This is a genomic window from Embleya sp. NPDC059237 (assembly GCF_042754105.1).
Lineage (GTDB): Bacteria > Actinomycetota > Actinomycetes > Streptomycetales > Streptomycetaceae > Embleya.
This window is the reverse complement of record NZ_JBHZAE010000015.1, coordinates 91,226-117,745: the sequence shown is the minus strand read 5'-3', so window position 1 is coordinate 117,745 and position 26,520 is coordinate 91,226. Positions and strand designations below refer to the sequence as shown.

At 72.0% G+C, this 26,520-nt stretch carries 17 protein-coding genes and 1 pseudogene; 10 read left to right on the top strand and 8 right to left on the bottom strand.

Going from position 1 to position 26,520, the window contains the following annotated elements; genetic code table 11:
- Nucleotides 1-4: 4 nt before the first annotated feature.
- Genes ACFXKZ_RS37055 through ACFXKZ_RS37040 form a run of 4 tightly spaced genes read right to left on the bottom strand, consistent with a single transcriptional unit; the run spans nucleotide 5 to nucleotide 6,269 of the window.
- Nucleotides 5-340, bottom strand: a complete 336-nt coding sequence (locus tag ACFXKZ_RS37055; RefSeq protein ID WP_380007123.1) for a Dabb family protein — start codon at nucleotides 338-340, stop codon at nucleotides 5-7.
- Entirely contained in the window at nucleotides 303-3,896 is a 3,594-nt protein-coding gene (locus ACFXKZ_RS37050; protein WP_380007119.1) for an indolepyruvate ferredoxin oxidoreductase family protein, read from the bottom strand. The genes ACFXKZ_RS37055 and ACFXKZ_RS37050 overlap by 38 nt, the downstream gene beginning before the upstream one ends.
- Nucleotides 3,893-4,492: a VOC family protein gene (locus ACFXKZ_RS37045; RefSeq protein ID WP_380007116.1), complete on the bottom strand. Its 600-nt coding sequence runs from the start codon at nucleotides 4,490-4,492 to the stop codon at nucleotides 3,893-3,895. The genes ACFXKZ_RS37050 and ACFXKZ_RS37045 overlap by 4 nt, the downstream gene beginning before the upstream one ends.
- Before the next feature lie 34 nt (nucleotides 4,493-4,526).
- Nucleotides 4,527-6,269, bottom strand: a complete 1,743-nt coding sequence (locus tag ACFXKZ_RS37040) for an FAD-dependent monooxygenase (protein WP_380007113.1) — start codon at nucleotides 6,267-6,269, stop codon at nucleotides 4,527-4,529.
- Between the two features lie 218 nt (nucleotides 6,270-6,487).
- Between ACFXKZ_RS37040 and ACFXKZ_RS37035 the strand changes: the two genes are divergently transcribed.
- Nucleotides 6,488-7,228 carry a TetR/AcrR family transcriptional regulator gene (locus ACFXKZ_RS37035; RefSeq protein ID WP_380007110.1) on the top strand — a complete coding sequence of 247 codons (741 nt, stop codon included), beginning with the start codon at nucleotides 6,488-6,490 and terminating at the stop codon, nucleotides 7,226-7,228.
- Nucleotides 7,229-7,250: 22 nt separating this feature from the next.
- Here ACFXKZ_RS37035 and ACFXKZ_RS37030 read toward each other — a convergent pair whose 3' ends face one another.
- From ACFXKZ_RS37030 to ACFXKZ_RS37020, 3 genes and pseudogenes are all read right to left on the bottom strand, one after another.
- Nucleotides 7,251-8,525, bottom strand: a complete 1,275-nt coding sequence (locus tag ACFXKZ_RS37030; protein WP_380007107.1) for a DUF3533 domain-containing protein — start codon at nucleotides 8,523-8,525, stop codon at nucleotides 7,251-7,253.
- Nucleotides 8,526-9,139: 614 nt separating this feature from the next.
- A pseudogene (locus ACFXKZ_RS37025) lies at nucleotides 9,140-11,012 on the bottom strand (M4 family metallopeptidase); the annotation flags it as partial.
- Between the two features lie 283 nt (nucleotides 11,013-11,295).
- A complete protein-coding gene (locus ACFXKZ_RS37020; RefSeq protein ID WP_380007104.1) occupies nucleotides 11,296-12,939 on the bottom strand; it encodes a CocE/NonD family hydrolase in 1,644 nt (547 codons plus the stop codon).
- Nucleotides 12,940-13,198: 259 nt separating this feature from the next.
- Here ACFXKZ_RS37020 and ACFXKZ_RS37015 point away from each other — a divergent pair, with 259 nt between their 5' ends.
- Nucleotides 13,199-14,662, top strand: a complete 1,464-nt coding sequence (locus ACFXKZ_RS37015) for a carboxylesterase/lipase family protein (RefSeq protein WP_380007101.1) — start codon at nucleotides 13,199-13,201, stop codon at nucleotides 14,660-14,662.
- Nucleotides 14,663-14,781: 119 nt separating this feature from the next.
- Complete coding sequence (locus ACFXKZ_RS37010) at nucleotides 14,782-15,513, top strand: spermidine synthase (protein WP_380007098.1); 732 nt, start codon at nucleotides 14,782-14,784, stop codon at nucleotides 15,511-15,513.
- 91 nt (nucleotides 15,514-15,604) lie between these two features.
- Here ACFXKZ_RS37010 and ACFXKZ_RS37005 read toward each other — a convergent pair whose 3' ends face one another.
- Nucleotides 15,605-16,504, bottom strand: a complete 900-nt coding sequence (locus ACFXKZ_RS37005) for a serine hydrolase (RefSeq protein WP_380007095.1) — start codon at nucleotides 16,502-16,504, stop codon at nucleotides 15,605-15,607.
- A gap of 349 nt (nucleotides 16,505-16,853) precedes the next feature.
- Here ACFXKZ_RS37005 and ACFXKZ_RS37000 point away from each other — a divergent pair, with 349 nt between their 5' ends.
- The 7 genes from ACFXKZ_RS37000 to ACFXKZ_RS36970 all read left to right on the top strand — a co-directional run bounded on the left by ACFXKZ_RS37000 (nucleotide 16,854) and on the right by ACFXKZ_RS36970 (nucleotide 26,520).
- Nucleotides 16,854-18,326 (top strand): serine hydrolase domain-containing protein, encoded by a 1,473-nt coding sequence (locus tag ACFXKZ_RS37000; RefSeq protein WP_380007092.1) that lies wholly within the window; start codon nucleotides 16,854-16,856, stop codon nucleotides 18,324-18,326.
- Nucleotides 18,323-19,894: an ABC transporter substrate-binding protein gene (locus tag ACFXKZ_RS36995; protein WP_380007089.1), complete on the top strand. Its 1,572-nt coding sequence runs from the start codon at nucleotides 18,323-18,325 to the stop codon at nucleotides 19,892-19,894. Before ACFXKZ_RS37000 ends, ACFXKZ_RS36995 begins: the two co-directional genes overlap by 4 nt.
- Nucleotides 19,891-20,880 carry an ABC transporter permease gene (locus ACFXKZ_RS36990; RefSeq protein ID WP_380007086.1) on the top strand — a complete coding sequence of 330 codons (990 nt, stop codon included), beginning with the start codon at nucleotides 19,891-19,893 and terminating at the stop codon, nucleotides 20,878-20,880. The genes ACFXKZ_RS36995 and ACFXKZ_RS36990 overlap by 4 nt, the downstream gene beginning before the upstream one ends.
- Before the next feature lie 2 nt (nucleotides 20,881-20,882).
- Entirely contained in the window at nucleotides 20,883-22,739 is a 1,857-nt protein-coding gene (locus ACFXKZ_RS36985) for a dipeptide/oligopeptide/nickel ABC transporter permease/ATP-binding protein (protein WP_380007083.1), read from the top strand.
- The gene (locus ACFXKZ_RS36980; protein ID WP_380007080.1) at nucleotides 22,736-23,641 is read left to right on the top strand and encodes an ATP-binding cassette domain-containing protein; all 906 of its coding nucleotides are present in this window, start codon (nucleotides 22,736-22,738) and stop codon (nucleotides 23,639-23,641) included. The genes ACFXKZ_RS36985 and ACFXKZ_RS36980 overlap by 4 nt, the downstream gene beginning before the upstream one ends.
- Nucleotides 23,638-24,567, top strand: a complete 930-nt coding sequence (locus ACFXKZ_RS36975; protein WP_380007077.1) for a GNAT family N-acetyltransferase — start codon at nucleotides 23,638-23,640, stop codon at nucleotides 24,565-24,567. Before ACFXKZ_RS36980 ends, ACFXKZ_RS36975 begins: the two co-directional genes overlap by 4 nt.
- A 291-nt stretch (nucleotides 24,568-24,858) precedes the next feature.
- Nucleotides 24,859-26,520 carry a PucR family transcriptional regulator gene (locus ACFXKZ_RS36970; protein WP_380007074.1) on the top strand — a complete coding sequence of 554 codons (1,662 nt, stop codon included), beginning with the start codon at nucleotides 24,859-24,861 and terminating at the stop codon, nucleotides 26,518-26,520.

Genomic DNA, 26,520 nt, shown 5'->3' with positions numbered 1-26,520 from the left:
CTCCTCACGCCTTCACGGGGTCGGGCCGGCCGATGATCGGGTCGTCGTCGGCGAGCGAGAATTGCAGGCGGGTGACCGAGGCGACCATCGTGGCCAGCCGTCGCGACACCGCGAGATGCGCGGGATGCGCGGCGAAGGCACCCAGCGCCGAGGGGTCCGCGAAGACCGCCGCCATTCCGAAATCGGCGTTGTGCTCCTGGATCTCCAGGTCGGCGCCGGCCCGGACGAGCAGCACTTCGGGGATGTCGTCGGCGAACCGGCGCACCGACGCGGCGAGTTCCGCGACGTCCTCGGCGCGCACGTCAGGCTTCCATGTGGCGAGTACCAGGTGCAGCAGCATGTTCGGCTCCGGCTGTCGATGGGGTGGGGTCGGCGAGCCGGGCGCGCAGCACCCGGGCCCGCTCGCGGAAGCGGGCCACGCCGGCCAGCTTGATCTGCTCGTATCCGCGTACCGTGTCCGGGAGTTCGCACAGTTCCAGGACCACGTCCCGGGTCTCGGGAGTGAGCCGGTCGAGTGCGTGGCGCACATGCTCGATGTACTCCGTGACCAACTCCCGCTCGGTGCGGCGCACCGCGGCGGGCCCGAACGGGTCGAGCCGGGTGCCGCGCAGCCGGCGACCGGCGTACAACACGCGAAACAGCGGGGTGCTCCACGGACCCAGGCGGATCTTGCGGTTCATGCCCATGGCCCGAAGCACCGGCGGGTGCAGGTGGATCGCGAACGTCTCTTCGGCGGAGGACTCGACCAGCCAGGCCAGATGCAGGCGGGCCACCTCGTACTCGTCCTTGTAGGCCATCAGCTTGAACAACCCCCGGGCCACCGCCTCGGCCGGCGCGGTGTCGCCCGCGAGCCGCCGGGCCGCCACCGCGTGCGCCCGGGCGACCACGTCGACGTAGCGCCGGGCGTAGTCGGCGTCCTGATAGGCGATCAGCTCCGGCACCCGGATGGTCAGCAGCCTGCGCAACTCGCCCGAGGCGTCGGCGACCCGCTCGACCAGGGCGGCGGCCACCGCCGTGAGCCGCGGTTCGCCGTCGTGCGATCGGCGCAGTTCGCCCACCGCCTCCGGGGCGGCGACCGCCGCGCGACCCCAGCCGAACGCGAGCAGATTACGCTCGGCAGCGGTGCCGTTGCGCCGGAACGCCTCCTCGATCGTCGCCAACGGGACCGGCAGCAGGCCGTGTTGCCAGGCCGCGCCCAGCATGATCACGTTCGCGGGCAGGTGGTCGCCGAAGACCCGCTCGGCGAGATCGCGCGCGTCGATCCGGATGTTGTCCGCCGCCCGCGTGTGTGCGTCGATCACCGCGAGGGCGGCGGCGGGATCGGGCGCGGGTGTGGTGACGTCGGTGGCCATCCGGCCGGTCGGGGCCAGGCCGGTGTCGATCACGGCCACCGTGCGTTCGGGGTTCGCGTTGGCCAGGTTGGCCGCCGCCGCGGTGCCGAGCACGTCGAGGCCGAGCAGCAGATCGACACCACCGGTCGACACGGTTGCCGAGCCGGTTACCGGCGCGGCCGAGATCCGCAGGTCGGACACCACCGGACCGGCCTTCTGGCTCAGTCCGGTCTGGTCAAGCCCGGCGGTGTGCAGACCGGCCAGCGCCGCCGCGGCGCCGAGGACCCGGGCGACGGTGACCACCCCGGTGCCGCCGATGCCGACCAGGCGAATCCGGAGGTCGTCGGTGCCCACGCGCGGCTGCGGGAGCGGCAGTTCGGGCGGGTGGGGCAGTCGGCCGGCGGGCGCGGCGGGCCCGGACGGCTTGGACGACCCGGCCGGCCGGGAGCGGCTGCGCCCGGGCCGGACGGTCAGGAACGCCGGGCAGTCGCCGCGCAGACAGGAGAAGTCCTTGGTACAGGAGGACTGGTGGATCCGGGTCTTGCGGCCGAACTCGGTCGGCACCGGCTCGACCGACAGGCAGCCCGACGTGGCGCCGCAATCGCCGCAGCCCTCGCAGATCGCCTCGTTGATCAACACCCGCTCGGCCGGATCGGCGAGTTCGCCACGCCTGCGCTTGCGGCGCTTCTCGATCGCGCACAACTGGTCGTGGATCAGCACGGTCACCCCGGACAGCGCCGCCAACTCGCGCTGCACCGCGTCCAGTTCCTCGCGGGGCCGGACCGATGCGATGCGTGCGAGGCGAACCCGCCGATACCGCTTCACGTCCTCGGTGGTGATCACGATCCGGCGCACCCCCTCGGCCTCCAGGAGGCGGGTGATCGCCGGCACCGACAGCCGGCCCTGGGCGGTCTGGCCGCCCGTCATCGCGACGGCGTCGTTATACAACAGCTTGTAGGTGATGTTCACCCCCGCCGACACCGCGGCGCGCACGGCCAGCGAGCCGGAGTGCGCGAACGTGCCGTCGCCGATGTTCTGCACCAGGTGCGGCCGGGCCAGGAACGGCGCCATGCCGATCCAGTGCGCCCCCTCGCCGCCCATCTGGCTCAGGCCGGTGATCTCGCCGTGGTCCTGCGGATTGACCGTGACCATGCCGTGGCAGCCGATGCCCGCGCCGACCAGGGTGCCGGCCGGCACCTTCGTCGAAATGTTGTGCGGGCAGCCCGAACAGAAGAACGGGGTGCGCTGGTTCACCAGCGGCAGCAGCGTGCGCCGGGCGGCGGGGACCGGCTCGCCGCCGGCGCGCAGGTCGGGCAGATCGTGATGCGCGAGCAGCCGGGTGGTGAGCACCCTGGAGACCACGCCCGCGTCCAGCACGCCGGCGAGCGGGACCAGTGCCGCGCCGGTCGGGTCGTGCTTGCCGGTCACCGTCGGGGTACTCGGCGCGCCGTACAACGCCTCCTTGACCAGCGGCTCCAGGAACGGGCCCTTCTCCTCCAGGACCAGCACCTCGTCGAGGCCGATCGCGAACTCGCGCACCGCCTCGGCGTCGATCGGGTGGATCATGCCCACCTTGAGCACCCGCACCAGCGCGTCCTCGACGCCGAGATGATCCATGGCCTGGCGCAGATCGTGGTACGCGGTACCGGCGGTGACCACGCCGAGGCGTGCGTCGGGCGCCGTCGAGGTGAGCCGGGTCAGCGCGTGCCGTCGGCCGTAGGCGCGGGCCCGGGCGAGCCTGGTCTCGACCAGATCGCGTTCCATGGCGAGCAGTCGTGGGCCGATCATCATCGCGTCGGGCGTGTGTCCGGGCCCGGTCGGCGGCCCGTCGGGCGCGTGCTCGCCGCCCACGTCGACGGTCGCGGTGGCGTCGGCGACCCGGGTGACCACCTTGAGCGCGGTCCACAGGCCCGACTCGCGCGAACACGCGATGGCGTGCCGACCCAGGTCGAGCAGCTCCTGGATGTCCCCGGCCGAGAACACCGGTACGCCGAGCGCGGCGAGCAGTGCCTCCGAGGCGCCGGGCACGGTGGAGGACTTGGCCGCCGGATCGTCGCCGACCAGCATCAGTACGCCGCCGGTCGACCCGGTGCCGACCAGGTTGCCGTGCCGGATCGCGTCGGCGGCGCGGTCGACGCCCGGCGACTTGCCGTACCAGACGCCCAGGACGCCGTCGACCGTGCCGTCGTCGTGCCCGGCGGCGAGCTGGCTGCCCGCGACGGCGGTCGCCGCCAACTCCTCGTTGACGCCGGGCCGAAAGACGATCCCCAGTTCGTCGAGGAGCCGGGACTGCCCGGCGAACTCCAGGTCGACGGTGCCCAACGGCGAGCCCTGATAGCCGGATACGTAGGCCCGGGTGTTCGCCCCCGCGGCGGCGTCGGCCCGGCGCTGGTCCAGGATCAGCCGAACCAGGGCCTGCACGCCGGACAGCAGGACCCGCCCGTCCGGCGCGCCGAACCGGTCGTCGGACGCGCTGCGGTCACCGCGGGCAGCGGCGTCGGCCGATGCCCGCGGGGCGGTCGGCGCCCCGGGTCGACGCGGCGGGTCGACGGAGATGGCGGTCATTCGGCGGATACCGGTCGGGCGGGTTCGTCGCCGGTCAGCGCGAGCAGCGGGTGGCTGTGTACGGCTCCGGCCGCCGCCCAGGTCCGCGTGGTGAGTTCGGCGATCGGGACACCACGCTCGTAGTCGGCGAGCAGTCGGTCGGGGTCGAACGCCGGACCGACCGGATCGGCGGTGAACTCGGGCCCGGTGAGGTATGCGGTGGTCTCCTCGGCGCCGGCGAAGTTGTCGATCTGCAACTCGACCGTGTTGCCGTCGGGGTCGCGGTAGTACAGCGAGGTGGTCGGGCCGTGCGCGACACACACGTGCGGGCGGACACCGGCCGCGCGCAGCACGGCGAACCGGTCGAGCAGGTCGGCGAGGCTCGCGAACGTGTAGGCGGTGTGCGCGAGTCCGACGGTCATCGGCGTGCGCTCCTCGAACGGGACCGGGGCGGCGATCAGGCCGAGCCGGTGGTGCTCCTCGTCGAAGGTCAGGAAGGTGATCATCTCGGTCTCGTGCACCACGTGGGCGTCGAGCGCGCGCACGTACCAGTCGCACATCTCGGGCTTGCGGTTGGTCTGCAACACGGTGTGCGCCAGGCGCAGCTTGGGAGTCATCGTCGTATCCCTCTCGGTGTGGTGGGAAAGCCGTTCAGGGGAAGGCGGGATCGGCCGGATCGAGGGTGTCGGCCGGGGCTTCCGCCTCGGCGCGGCGGCCGAGGACGGCGCGCAGTGCCGGGATCAGGTCCGCCACACCGTCCGCTCCCGCGCCCGGCACACGCAGCGCGACATGGCCGTCGGGGCGGACCAGTACGCACCCGTGCGGGGTGATCCCCCACACGTGTCGCCACCCGTCCGCCTCCGCGACCAGGTCGCCGTCCGCGCCGACCCGAAACGCCGCGATCGGTACGCCGAGCCGACGCGAGGCGACGTCGGCCGCCTCGACCCAGGCCCGCCCCTCGGCGCCCGCGAGCAGCACGAACGTGTCGGCCGACAGGTCGACCGTGGCCCGCCGCGCACCCTCGGGCGTGCGGAACCACGTATGCGGCGCGAGCGCGCCGGGGTGCGCCTCCATCCGGTACTCCGCGACCGTCGAGCGCGGCGCGAGCGTGCCGTCGGGCACCACCGCCGCCGACCGGTACACGTGCCCGAACGTCTGCCCCTGGAACAGGAAGTGGTCCCGCTGCGCCGGGATCCCCGCGGCCAGCGCGGCGCGCAGGTCCTTCCCGGCGGCGTCCTCGATCGAGGCCAACACCGAGGGATCGGTGAACAGCGCGCCGGTGCCCGCCATCCGCTCCGCGTTGCGCATGCTCTGCGCGGCGTTGACCCGGGCCACCGGCATACGCTCGTCCTCGTAGCCGGCGAGCAGTTCCTCGCCCGCCCACCCCCGCAGTACGGCGGCCAGTTTCCAGGCCAGGTTGTGCGCGTCCTGGATGCCGGTGTTCATCCCGAAGCCGCCGGTGGGCGGGAAGCGGTGCGCCGCGTCGCCGACGAGGAAGACCCGGCCGGCCCGGAACCGCTCGGCGATGGCGATCTCCAGCTTCCACGGCAGCACGCTGCGCACCGTGACCGCGAGGTCGGGCACGCCCACCGCCTCGCGGAACAGCCCCGCGCAGCGCTCGGGCGGGTAGTCGGCGATGCTCTCCCGCTCCGGGTCGAACGCGAAGTTGTAGGTCCAGCGCCGTTTGCCGTCGAGGGCGATCATCGCGCCCTGCGTTCGGGCGTTGAGGATCCACCACAGCGCGTACGGCCGGTCGCCGGTGTACGGGCCGAGGTCGGCGTCGACATAGGCGTTGAGCAGGTGTCCGACCGGGGCGACCGCGTCGTTGCCGATGCCCAGGAGTTCGCGGACCGGGCTGCGGGCCCCGTCGGCGGCCACCACGTAGCGGGCCCGCACCGTCTCCGTACCGCCGTCCGCCGCGCGCCGCACCCGCACGTCGACGCCGGCCGGGGTCTGCCCGAGCCCGGTCGCCTCGACGCCGAAGTCCACCCGTACGCCGAGTCGCCGGGCCGCCGCGAGCAGGATCGGCTCGATCCGGTCCTGTGGGCAGGACACCAGCGCCTCGCTCGAATCGGCGCACATCCTGTCCCACTCGTCGGGCGCGTCGGCCGCGGTGATCCGACCGATCTCGATCCCTGTCAGTCGGGTCACCCACCCGACGCCGATGCCCCGGTCGAGCGGCAGCGCGGCGTCGCGTACCTCGTCGGCGACGCCCCACTGACGGAACAGCTCCATCGTGCGGGCGTTGACCACGTGCGCCTTGGGGTGGGCGGAGCCGGCCGCCCGGCGCTCGACGACCCGGGTCGAGATGCCCAGTCGCCCGAGCAGCACGGCGGTACTCAGACCCGCCGGACCGGCGCCCACCACCAGCACGTCCACGTCTGCCACGGTCATCGGCACTCCCCATTGTCTTGGTCACGCGCCGTCGTCGTGCGGCGTCGTCGTGCGGCGCCGAGCGGCACCGGCCGAGGGGCACCGAGCGGCATGGAGCGCGTCGTCGAGCCACCTCGGCCGGACGCCGTCCGTCGATGTGGCCGCAACGTTAACCAGACTTTGATTTCAAGTCAAAGAGTTCATGCGGACGACTCCGCGCGGCTCGATATGCTCGACGAATGGCTGAGGGAGCAGAGGAAAAGGCGGCTCGACCGCGAGCCGGCAAGCGCGCCGCGGCGGCGGTCGCGCCGGCGAAGAAGCGCACGTCGAACCGGCTGGGCACGGGCACGGGCCCCGGCACCGGTCGGCGCGGCGAGCGCCGTCGGCAACTGCTCGAAGCGGCGGTCGCGCTCTTCTCGGAGCGGCCCTACGAGGACATCTTCATCGCCGACATCGCCGACGCCGCGGGTGTCGCGCACGGCCTGCTCTTCTACTACTTCAAGGACAAGCGCGGGATCTACCTGGAGGCGCTCGGCCAGGTGGCCCGGGACATCCAGGAGTACCAGCGCGCCCGCCCCGACGAGGTCACCGCCGAGGCGCGCCTGTACGGCATGGTCCGGCGCCACTTCGAGTACATCGGCAGCCACACCCAGACGTTCATCGGCTTCATGCGCCCCGGCTTGGGCGACGCGGACGTGCGGCGGATCTTCGAGTCCGCCCGGCAGGCGGGTGTGGACCTGGTGTTGGAACTGTTCGACCTCGAATCCGAGACACCACCGCCGCCGATCCTGCGCGCGGCGCTGCGCGGCTGGGTGGGATACCTGGACGAGATCAGCCTGGACTGGCTGGCCCACGGCGACGTCCCCGTCGACGACATCGTGCAACTGGCCGTCGACACGCTGATCGCCGGGTTGCGGAGCGTGGAGGGCGGGCACGCGGACATCTCTGCGATGCTCAGGGAGTTGCACCGGGCGGCCTGAGCCGAGCCGGACCCGCCGCCGACTACTCGGTCTTCGGTGGGATGCGGTGCAGTTGTCTGCGGTCGTAGTAGGTGGTCATCGCGAAACCGAAGACCAGTCCGGCGACGATCCCGAACCCGATCCCGATCCAGGCCCGAGTCAGTCCCGCGTCGGCGCGGGCGTCGAAATACAGGATGGCCCGGACACCGTCGCCGAGTTGGCGCATCGGCTCGAAGACCGACAACACCCGGTAGAACGGCGGCAGCGCCTGGAGCGGGATGGTCGCGCCGGACGAGGGCAGCGCCAGCACGATGAACACGAACATGCTCACCAACTGGCCGATTCCGCCGAAGGCCGCGTTGATCGCCTGGACGCCGATACCGACCGCGGTGGTCGCGCAGACCGAGAAGAGCCAGAGCAGCGGCAGGTGCGCGGCGTCCATGTCCAGGATCCCGACGGTGGCCACCATGATCAGGGTGGCGGTCAGCATGGACAACACCGCCGACATCGTGCACTTGACCGCGAGGGTGTGCGTACGGGTGATGTGCACCAGTGGTCGCTCGGTACGCCACGGGCCGATCTCGCTCGCCACGTAGCCCAGCGCGACGTCGACCATGTTGCCGATGATGTTGCCGCCCAGGAAACCCGCGAGCACCAGGAGCAGCGTGTAGTAGAACGCGGTCAGACCCAGGCCGGTGCGGGGGCCGATGCCGTGGCCGACCGTCACGACGGCGGCGATCGGATCGGCGCGCAGCAGCCGGCCGGCGGTGTCCGGCCCGGTCGGCGTGCTCGCGCTCAGCGTCGCGCCGAGCTGCAACGACGCGCCGTGCACGGCCTGTTGCGCGATGGACGTGGCCAGCGACGAGGCCAGGCTGCCCACGCCCGGGTTGGTCAGCACCAGGATCGTCGGGCGGGTCGGTGCGGGCGGGTTGGGCGCGGGCGTGTTCAGTGCCGCCACCGACGCGGTGAAGCCGGCCGGCACCAGGATCGCCCCGTACAGCTTGCCCGAGGCCAGGTCCCGGCGGGCCGCCGCCTCGTCCAGCCGCTTCCACGACACCGCGCCGCCGGGGGAGGCCGCGATCCCGGCGGTGATCCGCGAGCCCAGGCTCGGCGTGCCGTCCCCGGCGCCGCGATCCGCGTCGACCACGCCGATCGGCAGTTTGCGCAGGTCCCCGCGCGGATCGAGGATGCCGCCCATGTAGAGCATCGACAGCAGGAAGGCCAGCAGGCCGACGATGATCGACGGGCCCACCCAGATCCGCGGATTGCGCAGCACCCGCCACGCGCCGACCCAGGGCACGGACTGATTCGAGGCCATCGTTCTCCAGACGCGCGGCGTAGCGGTCCGGCCGCCGCGCGCCCGCCCGCGCGGGGGACGGCCACCGTGGGCGAGATGGTCGCCGGATCGGCGGGCGACCAAACCCGCGAACACGCTCGGTACGCCCGAAAGCCCTGCTCCCGGCGTGGGGCGCCGGAAGCAGGGCCGTCATCGGCCGCGCGCGGTCAGGAGATCGTCACGTCGTCCACGAGGAACGTGGTGGTCAGCGACGAGTCCTCGGCGCCCGCGAACTGCAGGGTGACCGTCTGGCCCTTGTAGGCGCTCAGGTTCACCGTGCGCTGCACGTAGGCACCGGTGGCGCCGACGTTGGAGTAGGTGGCGAGGGTGGTGCCGTTGATCTGCACCTTGAGCGTGTCGTAGACCGTGGACCCCGTTTCCTGGGTCGTGGTCTTGATCCACACCTTCAGCGTGGGTGCGGCGGTGTTGGGGATCGCGACGTTGGACTGCGACAGGGTCTCGGTGGCGGTGGAGCCGTAGCCCATCATCCACGCGTACCAGGTGCCGCCGTGTGCCGCGTTCTGCGAGCTGTTGGTGATGTCGTTCGCGCTCTGCGTCCAGTTGGCGGTGCCGTCCTCGAAGCCGCCGTTCTTGATCGCGTCGCCGCCCGGGCCGCCGGTGCCGACGGTCAGGGTGTACTGGGCGGTGTGTGTGGCGTTGGGCCCGGTACCGGTGACGGTGATCACGTAGGTGCCGTTCGCGGCGCCCGCCGCGGCCGTCGCGGTCAGCGTCGAGGAGGCGCCGGACTGGATCGGGTTCGGGCTCAGGGCCACGGTGACGTTGCCCGGCCGCGGTCAGCGAGACCGACTGCGCGTTACCCGAGGTGACGGTCGTGCCCAGGGTCGCGGTGATCGACGAACCGGGCTGTACGGTACCCGAGTTCGGGTTGAAGCTCATGGAGAAGTCGTTCTGCGCGGGACCGCCGGTGCAGGTCGGGTCACCGGTCTGCGCGGGCACGCTGATCGCGTCCCAGGCGGCCTTGGTCTTGGTGAACAGCGCGCAGGTCGGGTCGAGCGTCTTGGCCGAGCTGAGCGTGGCCGTGCGGTACTTCTTGTAGGTCATGCCGCTGGTCTTGAGCAGCATGCCGCCGTAGAAGACCTTGCCGGCCTGCTGGATGCCCACGCCGGTGAGGGTGGTGTTGTTGCAGGTCGGGCTGGTCGGCTTGCCGCCGCCCGGGCTGGTGCCCTCGGCGAGCAGGTAGAACCAGTGGTTGAGCGGTCCGGCCGCCGCGTGCTCCTCGGTGTTGGGAATGGAGGAGCTGTAGCAGTCGGGGTCGCCGTTGGTGGACGGCTTGTACATGTAGCGGATCGGGCCCTGGCCGACCAGGTTCACCGCTTCGCCGACGGTGTAGTCGGGGGTGTCGTACGGGGAGGGCTCGTTGGTGTACGCCTCGGTCAGCGCACCCATGATGTCGCCGGTGGCCTCGCCCAGACCCGGCTCGGTCCCGGCGCCGCCGGGGGTGAACTGGTCGATACCGTGGCCGAATTCGTGGCCCACGACGTCCATCGAGCCGATCCACTGGTTGGCCTGGTTGTGGCCGATGGAGACCGACGAGCCGTCCCAGTAGGCGTTGACGTCGTTCAGACCGACCTTGACCGGCCAACTGCCACCGGTCCCGTTGTGCCCGTTGCGACCGAGCCAGTCGCGCAGCATGTTCCATTCCTTCTGCGCCGCCCACATGACGTCGGCGCAGCCGGTTTCCTTGCTGGACGCCTGGCCGTTGCCCCAGGAGTCGGTGGACTTGGAGAAGATCGTGCCGGTGCTGTAGTCGGCGCAGGTCAGGCCCGGCCGGTTCGGGTCGCGCAGGGAGTAGGTGCCGCCCGAGTTGGTGGTGTCGATGGTCAGCGGACTCGGGCCGTTCCACTGGCTGTTCGCGCTGCCGGCCTTCACGTCGTCGATCTGGTCGAGCACCGTGCCCGTGCTCGCGTCGACGAAAACGTGCAGGCGGCTGGGGGCGGTCGCGGTACGGCCGACGACCACGGTTTCCCAGGCGAGGTTGCTCACGCCGTCCTTGACCCGGACGACCAGGCGGTGCGATTCCACCTTGTCCACGGCGGCGAGCCGGGCCTTCGACGTCGCCTCCGCGGCGCTCGCGTCGATGGTGGCCGTGGTCTTCGCGGCTATGCGGGTACCGGTGGCGGACTGGGTCGCGCGGACCCGGCCCTGGTTGTCGGCCAGCACGACCGCGTCCCCGCCGACGACCGGCAGGCCGTGGTAGGTGCGTTCGTACGCGACCGAGTAGAGACCGTTGACCCAGGGGGTCACCGTCTGGCGCTGGTACTGCTCGTCGGGACCCTTGGCAAGGGTGTCCAGACCGCTGGAGACGGCCTGGTCGGCGGCGGCTACCGCCAATGCCTGCGAGCCGGGAGGGGGAGACGGGTCGGCGGACGCCGACTGTGCGGTGGTGGAGACCGCCAATCCGGCGAGTACGGCCAGGACAGTCCCGGCCGTCACCGTTTTGCGATTCATCGAGGCTCCTTGAGTGGAAGGTAAACCTCGACCACGAACCGGCCTTCGTCGTACGCGTATTCGCGACGTGAGCGAACCGCCGACGAGCGTGACCGCCGGGTTCGTGCCCGATCGGCAAACGCTCACACGGCCGCGGCGTCCCGAACAATGCGGCTTCGCGAGGTCGGCAAAATCTGTCAAACTCCTTATCGGGCAGGGAAGTTGCGCCCAACGGAGAATGTCTCCACGAAGTTTGCGCACCGGCTGCCCGACCCGGGTGGGCCGGGCAGCCGGCGTGTCCGCTTCAGCTCAGCGGCAGCTCCAGGTGGGACGGATCCTCGTCGGAGAGGGCGAGCGAGATCGTGCTGTCCGCGACGGTGGCGTCGCCGTAGAACGGATCGATCGTGTCGATGACCAGCATCACCCGGTGGCCGGCCCGCACGTCGTAGCCGGTTGCCTGAAGCGCGATGTCGACGGAGACCGGTCGGCCGCTCTCCCCGCGCAGTTCAGTGAACGGCGCGTGCGTGATGATGTGCGCGTTGTCCTCGGCGTCGACGTCGAACAGGTAGGCGATCAACGTCGATTCGGCCGCGTCGACCGTGTAGGTCAGGTGCAGCCGGGGGACGCCGCGCAGCTTGGCCGGCACCGGCAGCGGTGCGGTGGCCCATACGCCCGCGTGCGCCCGCTTGATCTCGGCGGTCGGGTAGATCTTCGGGTTGCCGGCCAGTTCCGCGTTCCCGGTCCCGATGATCTTGTCCGCGACGGTGGCCGGGGTGTCCGTACCCGCCGCGAAGGTGACCTCCCCGCCGGCGCCGGGTTTGTCGGACAGGATGCCGTCGCCGCCGTTCTGCGGCGCGGACAGGTACAGCCGCTCGGTGCGTCCGGTGACCGCGCCCCAGGTCGGCTGCCCCTCCAGGGCCTTGCTCCACATGATCTCGGTGACCACCTCGTCCTCGAGGTCGATGCCGGTGTCGACACCCAGGAGGTGGTGGTCGAACCACCGGTGGGCGTCCTCCCAGATCCGGTTCGGCAGGCCGATGATGCCCGACATCTCCGGCCCGGAGTGGTCGCCGATGGACAGCAGGAGGCGTTTGGGGCCGGTCAGCGCGTTGAACATGGTCAGCAGCTGGTTGGTCGGGAACAACGTCTCGTGCCACGCGTTCGCGAACAGGACGGGCAGTGGTTGCTCACGATTGTTGATCGCCTCGATGTGGTGGATGGGCGAGCGCTCCCTGGCCCACTCCAGGGTGCCCTCGATGTCCTCGTTGTCGCGCACGTTGTCGAACCGGGTGCGGGTGTCCTCGCTGAGCCGCTTCTCGTCCGCGGCTTTGCGCAGGGTCTCCACCGCGGCGATGTGCCGGGTCTCGTTCTCGTAGAACGCCGCGCCCAGGTCGCCCCACGTGCTCAGGGCCACCACCGCCGTCACCCGGGGATCGTGCGCGGCCACCAACTGACTGATGCCCGACCCGTACGAGTCGCCGAGGAAGCCGACGCCGGAGGTCTCACCCTCGATCCGGGACAACACGTACGTGAGCGCCGCGATACCGTCCTGGACATCGAGCGGGCCGGCCACCTCGACGTTGCCCTTGGACAGGCCGAACCCCCGTGCGGTGTAGGCCAGTACGTGATATCCCCTGAGCGCGAACCGGGTTGCCTGGGCCACGTAGAGGAGCCAGCCGAAGTGCGTCCACGGGGACGGCATCACGACCACCGGCCGAGCCCGGCCCCCGGGGTGCAGCCAGAGCGCGCCGTCCAGTTCGGTGCCGCCCGCACCGGGCACCCGCACCGGGCTGAACCGGACCAGCGCCCGGGCCTCCTCGATCTCGGCGGCCCGCGCGGGCGCGAGCCGTGTGGTGTCCCCGCTCTCCAACGCCTCGACCAACTGTGCCAAGGTCGCCTCGTCCACTTCCGGATACAGGCTGGTCGTGTGCGTTTCGTGTGAACTCACGTCGATCCCTTCCCACTTCGCGAACGTTTCGGTCGGGGTGTGATCGACCGGGCATGGCGGTCGGTGTCCACCCGGCAACACAGTGTCAGCGAACGATGGTGCGTGTGGCCGGAATGCGTGGAAAATCCGAAGTGGTAGAGCCCGTTCCGGTGCCGCCCGAGCGCCGGACGTCCGCGACCTCGCGGCGGCCCGCTTCGCTACCCTCGGCCGATCTGCCGGAATCGTCGAGCGGGCCGACCCGCGGATCGGATGGCCAGTCATGAGCGTTCCCCCGGAAGCCGAGCAGGGGCGGACCACGGTGACGATCTCCGCCGGATCGCTTCGGGGCGTGGCCCTGGCCGCCGGCGTCCACCGCTGGCTGGGCATTCCGTACGCCGCTGCTCCGGTGGGGGAGTCGCGCTTCGAGCGGCCGGTCGCGCACCCGGGCTGGGCCGGCGTGCGTGACGCCGACACGATGGGCCCGACCGCGCCGCAGGCGCCGTACCGGGGAGCCCTGGGGGAACTGCTGCCGACGGTGGTGATCGAGGGCGACGAATACCTCAACCTCAACATCTGGGCGCCGGCCGACGCGAGCGGGCTGCCGGTGATGGTGTGGGTGCACGGCGGCTCGCTCGCGCACGGGGCGAACGCGCTGCCCGGCTACGACGGCGCGGCGTTCGCTCGCGACGGCGTGGTGTATGTCGCAGTGAACTACCGGCTGGCGTCGGAGGGTTTCTCCGTGCTCGACGGCGCGCCGCGCAATGTCGGCCTCGCCGACGTGGTCGCGGCGCTGCGCTGGGTACAGGCGGAGATCGCGGCCTTCGGCGGCGATCCGGCGCGGGTGACCGTGTTCGGCGAGTCCGCCGGATCGATCCTGCTCGGGGCGCTGGTCGCGCACCCGGACGCCGAGGCGCTGTTCGCGCGCGCGATCCTGCAGAGCGGGATGCCGGACGCGTTGCCGCCCGCGAAGGCCGGGCGGATCACCGCGCTGGTGGCCAAGAGGCTGGGCCGTGCCGAGACCCGGGCGGCGTTCGCCGAGGTGCCGCCGGACGAACTGGTCGCCGCCGAACAGGCGGTCACCGCCGGCGGCACACCGATGACCGGCGGCGCGGGGTTCGCCCTGGCGATCGGCGACGACCTGGTGCCCGCCCACCCACAGGCGGCGCTGCCGGCCGGCGCGGGCTCCGGCATCGGGTTGCTGCTCGGTTCGAACACCGAGGAATACCGGTTGTGGTTCGTGCCCACCGGTCTGCTCGATCGGGTCGGGCCGGTGTTGTTCGCGGGCGCGCGGCTGAAGTTCCGGATCGGCCGGCGGATCCTGGCCGCGTACCGGGCGGCGCGACCCGGCGCCGGGCGCGGCGAACTGCTCGGCGCGTTGGCCACGGATCTCCTGGTCCGGCTACCGATCAACCGCCTCGCGGATGCCCGCCTGGATCGTGGAGTCACCACCCACGTCTACGAGTTCGCCTGGCGCAGCCCGGTGCGCGACCTCGGCGCCGCGCACGCGATGGAGTTGCCGTTCGTCTTCGATGGGCTCGACTCCGGCGCGTGGACCTCGCTCACCGGCGACGCGCCGCCGCAGTCCCTCGCCGACGAGATGCACGCCGCCTGGGTGCGGTTCGCCAAGACCGGTGATCCCGGCTGGGAACCGTGGGACGCTCGGCGGCCGGTACGGGTGTTCGACGCGCCGACCACGACCACCGTGCTCGCCCCGCGCGAGGCCGAACGCGCCGCCTGGGGCTGATCGCCGCCCCGGCCGCCCCGCCCGACGGCGAGCCCGACGGCGGCGGGGCGCCCGAAACCATAGGCTTCCGCCCACCGGCGCGGCCGGTGGATGGTATCGACACGGTTGAGGGTGCACGGATGAGCGCGCGTTTCGAGGAACTCGACTGGCGGACGACGCCGATGGGCGAGATCAGTCTGCGCCGCAGGCGCGACCCGGTCTCCGGCGAGGACGTGCACGAGGTCAAGCTCGGCGACGAGTTCCTGATGTCCAGCCTGTTCACGGCGGGCGAGATCGCGCTGACCCGGCTGGGCCTGGCCGAGTTGCCCGACGTCGAACTCGACGTCGTGGTGGGCGGTCTGGGCCTGGGCTACACCGCTCGCGCGGCGCTGGACGATCCGCGCGTACGCGACCTGATCGTGGTCGACGCGCTCGGCGAGGTGATCGACTGGCACCGGCGCGGCCTGGTCCCGCTCGGCGCCGGCCTCGCGGGTGATCCCCGCTGCCGGCTGGTCCAGGGCGACTTCTTCGCACTGGCGGGCGAGGCGCGCGGGTTCGATCCGCGGGAGCCGGGTCGGCGCTTCCACGCGATCCTGCTGGACGTCGACCACTCCCCGCGCCACGTGCTGCACCCGAGCCACGCCGCGCTGTACCGGCCCGCCGGGCTGCGCGCGCTGGCCGATCGGCTGCGTCCGGGCGGGGTGTTCGCGCTGTGGTCCAACGACCCGCCGGACCTGGAGTTCGGCGCGGTGCTCGGCGAGGTCTTCGCCGACTCGGCCGCGCACGTCGTCGACTTCGACAACCCGCTCCAGGGCGGTACGGCCACCAACACCGTGTACGTGGCCCGCACATTGGAGGAGCCCGCGTCCTGACCCGCCGTGAGGGCCGGCCGACGGGTCGGGACGCGGGTCGGGGTATCGGGCCCGGCGACAGGGCACGCGCCGCCGGACCCGACCCCGGTCATCAGGCGCGCAGGTGGTCGATCGCCGCGCGGGCCGCGAGCCCGATCGAGGCATCGGCCGCGGGCGCGCGAAAGCCCAGCGACTCCAGGCGCAGGAACACGCCCACCGCGTAGCGCTTGCCGTCGGGGTACTCGACCACGCCGACCTCGTTGCGCACGCCCCACAGGGTGCCGGTCTTGCCGGAGACCCGGATCTCGTCCGCGAATCCCGACGCGAGCCGGTGCGGCCAGATCTGCCGGCCCATGATGTCGCGCACCTCGGCGCAGGCCTCGGCGGAGCCCGCCTCGTCCCGCCAGATCGCGGCGAGCAGCTTGGTGATCTCGCGCGGGGTGGTCGCGGCGGTGCGCTTCGGGTCGCGCACGGTCAGCGCGCGGATCTGCTCGGGCGTGGCCCGGGCGACCTGCTCGTCGACGTTGCCGCTCGGGTCGACACCCAGGTCGTTCAGCACCGACTCGAACAGGTCCTTGCAGCCGGTGACGGAGGTGTCTCGGCAGTCCAGCGCGTCGAGGGTGGCCCGCACGTTGTCCCGGCCGACCAGGCGCAGCACGATGTCGGTCGCCGCATTGTCGCTCTGGGTGATCATCATGAAGGCGAGGTCGCGCGCGCTCATCTCCACGTCGTACATACAGCCGTCGGTGCCGATGCCGTCGCCCTCGCGGTCGGCGGCGGTGACCAGGTGCCGGCCGGCCCGGTCGAGCCGGCCGTCGGCGGCCTGGCGGGCGTACTCCAGGACGATCGGCACCTTCAGGACCGACGCGAGCACGACCGGGTCGTCGGCCTGGTAGGCGACCTCGTCGGCGGTGTCGAGGTCGCGTACGTGCAGGAAACCGTCGACCCGGGCCGCGTCGAAGATCGCCCGGATGCGCTGTGTGGGCTCTACCGGCTCTCGATCGGTGCTCATGTCCGCTCCGTATGGGTGGTCGGATGCCCCGAAGGGCCGGTCGCCGGTGGTGGTTGCCGTTCGGCGCCGATGTGGGGTGCCAGGGGAGGCGGTGCGGGTGGGTCCGTGGTCGGTCGGGTCGCCCGCGAGAAGGTGGTGCGCGCGTGTCGTGCGACCGCGGTCGGTCCGGTTCACGACCCGCGGCGGCCCCTGCCGAGCATCGTCCTCCGCGGTATGACTCGGCGTCGGTGATTCGGACAGGTTCGCCGACCGTTCTTCGTCCGGGACGACGATTCGGGGGTTTGTGACGCTGCCTACCGTGATCGTCCTCTGCGGCACTCGCCGCCGCCTTCCGAGGAGGTATCCCACGATGGGACGATCCGATGTGCCCGGGGCCGCTGCCCGGGTGCTGCCGACTCCCGAGTACCTAGCGACCCGTCTCGGCGAGCTGGCCAAGCGTGGCAATATCCCCGGCGCGAGCGTCGCGGTACGAATGGGCGACGAGACGGTCGCGGCCGCCACCGGCGTGCTCGACACGGAGATCGCGTACCCGGCCACGACCGAGTCGATCTTCCAGGTCGGTTCGATCACCAAGGTGTGGACGGCGACGCTGATCATGCAGCTGGTCGACGAGGGCGTGCTCGACCTCGACGCACCGGTGCGCACCTACCTCGCCGACTTCAAGCTGCTCGACGAGGCTGCCGCGGCGAGCGTGACGGTTCGTCAACTGCTGTGCCACACCGCGGGGTTCGAGGGCGACCTGTTCGAGGACTTCGGTCCCGGTGACGACGCGGTGGCGGGGCTGGTCGGGCATCTGGCCGACCACGGCGGGCGACTGTTCGCGCCCGGCGAGATGTTCTCCTACTGCAACAGCGGATACGTCGCCCTCGGTCGGATCGTCGAGGTGCTGACCGGGCAGACGTGGGAGGCCACGCTGCGCGAGCGGATCACCGTCCCGCTCGGACTGACCCGGGTGGCGACCGGCGCCGCCGAGGCGATCCTGCACCGGGTGGCGATCGGGCACGTGGAGGGCCCCGACGGGACGAGCGTGAAGGCGCCGGTATGGCAGCTGCCCCGCTCCAACGCGCCGGCCGGCTCGACGCTGGCCACCACCGCGACCGACCTGGTCGCGTTCGCCGCCGCGCACGTCGCGCGCGGCCTGCTGCCGGACGGCACCCGCCTGCTGTCCGAGGCGTCGGCTCTGGCCATGCGCGAGTCGCAGGTGGACGTGCCCGACATCGGCGCGGTCGGCACCGCGTGGGGCCTGGGCTGGAATCTGTTCGACTGGGCGGGCGGCCCGGTGATCGGCCACGACGGCGGCACCCTCGGCCAGGCCGCGATCCTGCGAGTGGCCCCCGAAAGCGGCGTCTCGATCGCGATCCTGACCAACGGCGGCGACTTGGGCGTGATGTACGAGCTGGTCCGAGAGGTGTTGGCGAGCGCCGCGGGCGTCGCCATGCCCGAGCCCGTGGTGCCGCCCGTCGACCCGCCGGTGGTGGACGCGCGCTTTTTCGTCGGTCGCTACGCGTCGCAGGTACTGGCGATGGACGTGGTCGAGTCGGAGCGCGGCTTCGAGCTGACCATGCGCACCCTGGGCACCGCGGCCGAGATGATGGGCGAGAGCGTCCGGACGACCGAACTGGTGGCCCGCGACGCCCGCACGCTGATCGCCGTCGAGGCGAAGGGCGGGCAGCACGACCAGTACGCCTTCGTCGGCGACGGTGACCGGGCGCGCTTCGTGCACATGACCCGCGCGCTGCCCCGGGTGGTGGTCGGCGAGCCGGCCGCCACGTCCGGTGCCGAGCGGGTCGACGTCGACTCCTGTAGCGGAGGCGCGCGATGAGACGGGCCTCGCGCGGGGCCGCCGCGGCGCTCGCGTTGGGCCTGTTCGCCGCCGGGTGCGGCGGGACCGGCGCGGGCGGGAGTTCGGGGGACGGCGACACCGTCACCGTCGCGATCCCCAGCGACCCCAACGACCTGAACCCCATGACCACGCTGACGTCGTTCGCGGTCATGATGAACCGCTTCTCGTACGACGCGCTGATCAACGTCCGCTCCGACGGGCGGATCGTCTCCGGCGTCGCGGAGAAGTGGACCGCCGACGCGAACTCGGCGACCTTCACCCTCCGGCGCGACGTGACGTGCGCGAACGGCGCGCGGCTGAGCGCGGCCGATGTCGCCGCCCAGTACAACTACATCGTCGATCCGGCCAACAAGTCGCCGCTGTACGGCCTGATGGTGCCCCCCGGGGTCACCGCCACCGCCGACGACGTGGCCAACACGGTGACCCTCAAGGCGTCCCTGCCGACCCCGTTCCTGATCCGCAGCACCTCGATGTTGCGCCTGGTGTGCCCCTCCTCGCTCAAGGACTCCGGCAAGTTGGCGCGCACCTCCGACGGCACCGGCCCCTACCTGCTGAGCGAGGTGGTCGCGGGCGACCACTTCACCTTCGTCAAGCGCCCCGGCTACACCTGGGGGCCGGACGGCGTCGACAACACCGGGTCGCCGGATCGGGTGGTCTTCAAGGTCGTCGGCAACGAGTCGACCCGGACCAACCTGCTGCTCGGCGGGCAACTCGACATCGCGTCGGTGATGGGCCCCGACCGGGGCCGGCTCAGCGCCGCCGGGGTCAAGGCGGTGATCGAGCGGGACCCGATGGGGATGCTGATCTTCAACGAGGCACCGAACCGGGTCACCGCCGACGTCCGGGTGCGCCGGGCCCTGCTGTCCGCGCTCGACCTCAAGCAGATCGGCGCGGTGGCCACCGGCGGCAAGGGCATGGCCCCGCTGCGGCTCGGGATCACGATGAGCCCACCCTGTACCGAGGACTCGGTCACCGGCAACCTCCCGCCGCACGACGTGGCGCAGGCCGCGGCGCTGATGCGCGAGGCCGGGTGGAAGAAGGTCGGTGGGCGCTGGAGCAAGGACGGCAAACAACTGTCGATCTCGATGCCGTATCCCGCCGTCTTCGGTACCCAACTCGTCTCGGCCGTCGAACTGGCGGTCAAGCAGTGGCAGTCGTTCGGGGCGAAGGTGAGCACTCAGCCGACCACCGCGTCGACCAACGCCTCGGTCCTGATGGGTGGCCAGTGGGAGGTCGCGTGGGCGCCGCTCTCGGTGACCACGCCCGACCAGGCCATCCCGTTCTTCAGCGGGGCCAAGCCCCCCGACGGGCTCAACTTCGGATCGCTCGACAACCCCGAATACCAGCGCCTCGTGGGCGAGGCGATGGCCAAGCCCGACACCACCGGCTGTCCCGAATGGACGGCCGCCGAATCCGAGTTGATCAAGCGCGGCGACGTGGTGACGTTCGTGGACTCGATGACTCCCTATTTCGTTCGGGGCTACAGCTTCGAACTCGACGGTGGCGGCGTGGTGCCGTCCTCCCTGCACAAGGTCGGTGGCCGATGAGCACCGCAACCCTGTCCGGCCGGGTCATGGACTTCCGTCTCGGCCCCTGGACCTCCTTCTTCCTGCGGCGCACCGGTCGCCTGGTGGTCTCGCTGGCCGCTCTGGTGACCGCCGCGTTCGCGATGATCCACTTCGTCCCCGGCGACCCCGTCCGCGGCGCCCTGGGGATGAACGCCACCCCCGAGGCGGTCGCCGCCCGCAAGGAACAACTGGGCCTCAACGACTCGCTGATCACCCAGTACAAACACTTCGTGAGCGGGCTCTTCCACGGCGACCTCGGCGAATCGATCACCGCCCGGGTCTCGGTGTCGAGCATGATCGGCGACCGGCTCCCCGCCACCCTGGAGATCGCGATCTACGCGTTCATCCTGGTCATGGTGGTGTCCATCCCGCTGGGCATGGCGATGGCCGTGTTCACCCTCAACGGCCGCCGCCGACGCAGCGAACTGGCCTTCGCCTCCTCGACCGGGGCGATCGTGGCCATCCCGGAATTCCTCCTCGCCGTCGGCCTGGCCTCGGTGTTCGGCGTCAGCCTCGGCTGGTTCCCGGTGGCGCTGCGCGAGGGGCCCGACTCCTACGTGCTGCCCGTACTGGCCCTGGCCATCACCCCGATCGCCGCGCTGTCGCGGATCGTTCGGGTCGAGGCGCTGCGCGTGTTCGAGACCGACTACATGCGCACCGCCCGCGCCAAACGGCTGCCGACCCGCCTGCTCTACCTGCGGCACGCGCTGCCGAACCTGCTCACCTCTTCGCTCACCCTCGGCGGCCTGATCCTCAGCAGCCTGCTCGCGGGCACCGTGCTGATCGAGAACGTCTTCGCCTGGCCCGGCCTGGGCATGACCATCGTCCAGGCGATCCTGCAGAAGGACTATCCGCTCGTTCAGGGCATCGTGCTCGTCTACGGAGCCGCCGCGCTCGCGATCCACTTCGCGGTCGACCTCGCCGTCGCCGTCGCCGACCCCAAGTCCACGATTCGCGGGAGCTGACGATGTCCAAGGCCCCTAGACTGCGCGAGGCGCTGCGCACCCCGATGGGGATCGCCACGGCGATCCTCAGCTCCCTGATCCTGCTCGTGGCGATCTTCGGCCCGATGCTGGCCGGCGACACCGCCGACCGGATCGACACCGACGCGATCGGCCGACACAGCGGCTCCGAGCACCTGTTCGGTACCGACGCGCTCGGTCGCGACATCGCCGCCCGGGTGGTGGTGGCCACCCGACTCACCCTCGAACTGACCCTGTTCGCCACGTTGATCGCGGTGCTCGGCGGGCTGATCCTGGGTGTGCTCCCGGCGGTGCTCGGCCGGCGCGCCGGCCGGCTGATCACCGCGACGGTCAACCTGCTCGTGGCCTTCCCCGGCCTGCTGTTCGTGCTCTTCCTCGCGGTCATCTTCGGCGTCGGCACCTTCTCCGCCGCCTTCGCCATCGGCCTGGGCGCGGCCCCGGCCACCGCCCGGCTCGTGCAGAACCTGACCGCCTCCATCGCCGGCACCGACTATGTGGCCGCGGCGCGGATCCTGGGCGTCGGCCGGTTCCGGATCATCGTGCGGCACATCCTGCCCAACATCGCCGAACCGGTCGCGCTGTTCGTCGCCCAGGTCGCCGCCGGCATCCTGGTCGCCTTCTCCGGCCTGTCCTTCCTCGGCCTGGGCGTGCAGGCGCCCGACTACGACTGGGGGCGTCTGCTCAACGAACAACTCGACCGGGTCATGGTCGACCCGATGTCGGCGGTCGGCCCCGGCGCCGCGATCGTGCTGACCGGCATCACCTTCGGCCTGATCGGCGAGGTGGTCGCGGGCGCCAGCGGTGGTCGCGGCGCGAACCGGCCCGAGGCCGAGCCGGTCGTCTCGATCGACGAACAAGACGCCGCCGAGGCGGAGTCGGCCCTGCTCCACGTGGACCACCTGCGCGTGCGCTTCCCCGGACACACCGCCGTACACGATGTGTGCCTCAGCGTCACCGAGGGCGAGGCGGTCGGCATCGTCGGCGAGTCCGGCTCGGGCAAGAGCCTGACCGCGCTGGCCGCGGCCGGACTGGTCCCGCACCCCGGCCGGGTCAGCGCCCGTACCCTGCGCTTCGCCGACCGGGACCTGAACCGCCAGGCGCCCAAGGGCACCTCGCTGGCCATGGTGTTCCAGGACCCGATGGCCTCGCTCAACCCGGCGCTCACCGTGGGCCGGCAACTCGCCGAGGTCGCCGAGGTGCACCACGGCGCCGGCCGCGCGGCGGCACTGACCCGAGCGGTCGCCCGACTCGGCGCGGTGGGCATCATCAACCCCGAACAGCGGGTCGCCAAGCGCCCGCACGAGTTCTCCGGCGGCATGCGCCAGCGCGTGATGATCGCGATGGGCCTGATGGGCGAGCCCCGACTGATCATCGCCGACGAGCCGACCACCGCCCTCGATGTCACCGTCCAGGCCCAGGTGTTGGCCCTGCTGCGGGACGTACGGACCGAATCCGGCGCCGCGTTGCTGCTCATCTCGCACGACATCGCCGTCGTGTCGCAGGTGTGCGACCGGGTCGTGGTGATGTACGCGGGCCGCATCGTCGAGGAACTGCCGGTCGGCGACCTGGCCGACGGCGTCGCGCACCCGTACTCCGCCGCGCTGATCGGCGCGGTGCCGACCATGACCACCGACCGGGACGTCCCGCTGGCGACCATCCCCGGCCGCCCGCCGGAGCCCGGCGAGGAGAGCGTGGGCTGCCCGTTCGCGCCGCGCTGCGCCCGGGCGAGCGACCGCTGCCGGACGGAGGAGCCGGTCCTGGAACGTATCGGCCCCGGACGCCGCGTGGCGTGCTGGGACCCGATCACCACCGCCGTGCAGGAACTGGAGGAGGTTCGATGAAAGCCGCAGGTACGGTTGCCCCGGTCGCGGCCGAGGCCGACGCAGCGCCCGCCGGGGCCGGCACGTCCGGTTCGCTCGAACTGCGCCACATCACGGTGCGCTACGGCCGTGGCCGCTCGGCGGTGACCGCCGTCGACGACGTGTCCCTGGAGGTGCCGGCGGGCCGCGTGGTCGGCCTGGTCGGCGGCTCCGGATCGGGCAAGTCCACCCTTGGCCGGGCCGCGGTCGGGCTGGTGCCGATCACCGCGGGCAACGTCCTGGTGGACGGCGTCGACCAGGGTCGGCGGCCCGGGCGCAGGCCGGTGCAACTGGTCTTCCAGGACCCGTTCGCGTCGCTGAACCCCCGGCTGAGCGTGGGCGCCTCGGTGGCCGAGGCGGTGCCGCGCGAGGACCGGGCGCGGCGGGCGGAGGAGGTGGCCCGGTATCTCGACCTGGTCGGGATCGACCCGGGGATGAGCACCCGACTTCCGCGCGCGCTCTCCGGCGGCCAACGGCAACGGGTGGCGCTGGCCCGCGCGTTGGCCGCGCGACCGGCGGTCCTGGTGGCGGACGAGGTCACCTCGGCGCTCGACGTCTCGGTCCAGGGCGCGGTGCTCAACCTGATCCGCGACCTGCAGCGCGAGCTGGGCTTCGCGATGTTGTTCATCACGCACAACCTGGCCGTGGTGCGCTACCTCGCGGACCGGATCGCGGTGATGGACCGGGGTGTCCTGGTCGAGGAGGGGCCGGCTGCACAGGTCCTGGAGGACCCCGAACACGAGTACACGCGGGCGCTGTTGTCGGGCGTACCGCGGATCGGCGAGCCGCTGCCGGAGGGCGCGGGCACCGAGGGCGCGCAGACCGGGGAAGTGGCGCGGGCCGCCTCCGCCGCGGACGAGGGAACGGAGACCGGGAACCTATGACCCCGACACCGGCGGGCGCGCGGATCGGCGGCGACCTGTACCGTGCCGAACCCGAGCCCGCACCCGATTCCGGTGCGCTCCGCGACCGCGCGACCGCGGCGGCCGTCCGCGCGGCTCGTGCGGCGCACGTCGAGATCCGCCAACTGCACACGCTGGACGAGGTGTCCGAGGTGTGCAAGCTGCTGGACGGCATCTGGCAGGTGGACTCGGCGAACCCGATGATGTTGCCCGAACTGCTGATGGTCCTGGCGCATGCCGGCGGCTATGTGGCGGGCACCTACGAGGGCGACCGGTTGACCGGCGCCTGCGTGGCTCTGCTCGCCACCGACGGCCTGCACTCGCACATCGCGGGCGTGGACGTGCGCTCGCGCGGACGCGAGGTGGGCCACGCGCTCAAGGTGCACCAGCGCGCGTGGTGCCTGGACCGCGGGATCACCCGGATCAGCTGGACGTTCGACCCCCTGGTGGGGCGCAACGCGTTCTTCAATCTGGCCAAGCTCGGTGCGGTGCCCGCCGAGTATCTGGTCGACTTCTACGGGCGTTTGACCGACGCGTTCAACGCCGGTGACCATACCGATCGGCTGCTGGTGCGCTGGGATCTGACCGCCCCTGGGGTGGCCCTCGCCTGCGAGGGGATCCCGCAGCCGGTGGACGACGCGGCCGCTCCGGGGGAGGAGGGGGTCGCGGTCGCTCTGGACGTGGGGGCCGATGGTCGACCCGTGCTCGGGCGCACCGATGCCGACGTGGTGATCGTCCGGGTGCCCCGCGACATCGACGCCCTGCGGCGTACCGATACGGACGCCGTACTCTCGTGGCGGCTGGCGGTGCGCGAGGTGCTCGGCGGCCTGATGGGGGAGGGCCGCGTGGTGCGCGGCTTCGGACGGCTCGGGGGCTATGTCGTGGACCGGCGACGAGACGGGGACTGAGCACACCTCGGCTCGGTTCGACCCGAAGGGCTGTGACGCACATGGTCCGGTTCGGTTCGGCGGCACGTGTGGCCGTTGGATCGAACCGGGCGTGGGCCGGAGATTTCCCCACTTTCGGCCCAAGATCGTTTAGACTCCCGCACACGGATCGGCCACCGGCGACACGGCCGCTCCGGTGCGTTCGACGGGGGCTCGTGTCGACCGAATGGATCCCCTCGTGACGGACCTGACCGACAACCGGCCGATATCCGCTCGGGCCGCCGTGCCCGCCGACGCCTCGACGGACCCGCGATGACCGCGCGTCCGCGCGCCGTGCTCGGGCGCATCATCGACGACCTCGGCTCGACCCTGTTCGAGGTCGCCGCCGGCGAAGCGGACCCGAACCGCGAGGTCACCGGCGTTCTCATCCACGACCCGGGCGACGAACCCGCGCACCCGCCCGGTGCGGTGGTGCTCGGCGTCGCGGTCTACGGGTCCTCGGCGATCGCCACCCTGGTGCACCGCGCGGCGGCGCTGGCCGCGTCGGCCGTCGTGGTGCGCGGGCCGCTCGCGGTGGACGCGGAGATCCGCGACGCGGTGGCGCGGACCGGCGTGGTGGTGCTCGCGCTGACCCCCGGGGCGTCCTGGTCCCAGGTCGCCACGCTGCTGCGCTCGCTGCTCGCGGTGGACGAGATCGGCAGCTCGCAGACCGGCGAAACCCTGGACGGCGCGCCCTCCGGCGACCTGTTCGCGCTGGTCAACGCGATCGCCGCGCTACTGGACGGGCCGGTCACGGTGGAGGACCGCAGCGGGCGCGTACTGGCCTTCTCCAGTCGCCAGGACGAGGCGGACGAGCCGCGGATCGCCACCATCCTGGACCGCCAGGTGCCCGCCGAGTGGTTGCGGATCCTGGAGGAGCGCGGCGCGTTCCAGGCGCTGTATCGCAGCGAGGGGCCGGTGTACCTGCCGGGCGTCTCCGACATGCCCCGGGTGGCCATCGCGGTGCGCGCCGGGGACGAGATCCTGGGCTCGATCTGGGTCGTGGTGCGCGGGCCGCTGTCCGCCGAGTTGCAGCGGTCGCTGATCGAGGCGGCCAAGGTGGTCGCGCTGCACCTGCTGCGCCGACGGGCGGGCGCCGACGTGGAGCGCCGGTTGCGCACCGACCTGCTGGCCACGGTGCTCGAAGGCGGGCCGGCGGCGGTGGACGCGGCGGGCCGACTCGGCCTGGCGCACCAGCCGGCGTGTGTGCTCGCGCTCGCGGTGGTGGGCGACGCGGCACCGGCCGAACGCACCGCCGAGGAACACCGGATCGTCGACGCGCTGGCGCTGCACCTGGCGGCGGTACATCCGCGGACCGCGACGGCCCGGCTCGGCGGCTTCACCTACGCGATCCTGCCGACCGAGTCGGACGCGCGGGCGGTACGGCTGGCCGAGGAGTTCCTGGCCCGGATCGGCGGGCGGATCGAGGCGGTGGTGGGCATCGGCCGGGTGGCCGCCCGCGCCGTCGACCTGCCCTCGTCCCGGGCGGACGCCGATCGTGCGCTGCGCGTGTTGCGCTCGGGCCGATCCCCGCTGCGGGTGGCCAGGCTGTGCGACGTGTACGTGTCGTCGCTGCTGGTCGAGGTGGCCGACCGGGTGGCTGCCACGGATGACGCGCCGGCCGGGCCGGTGGCCCGACTGCGGGCCTACGACGCCGAACACGACACCCATCTCACCGAGACGTTGGCGGCGTGGCTGGACACGTTCGGCGACGTGACCGCCGCCGCGGCGGCGGTGCATGTGCACCCGAACACGTTCCGCTATCGGCTGCGCCGGTTGTCCGAGGTGGGCGCGATCGACCTCGCCGACGGCGACGCGCGCTTCGACGCGATGTTCCAGCTCCGGCTGTACGGGGTGCACGGGAGCGGCCCGGCACGCCGGTCGCTCGACGCGGCGCGGCTGGTGCCGACGCCGATGCGGGGGACGGTGGGGTAG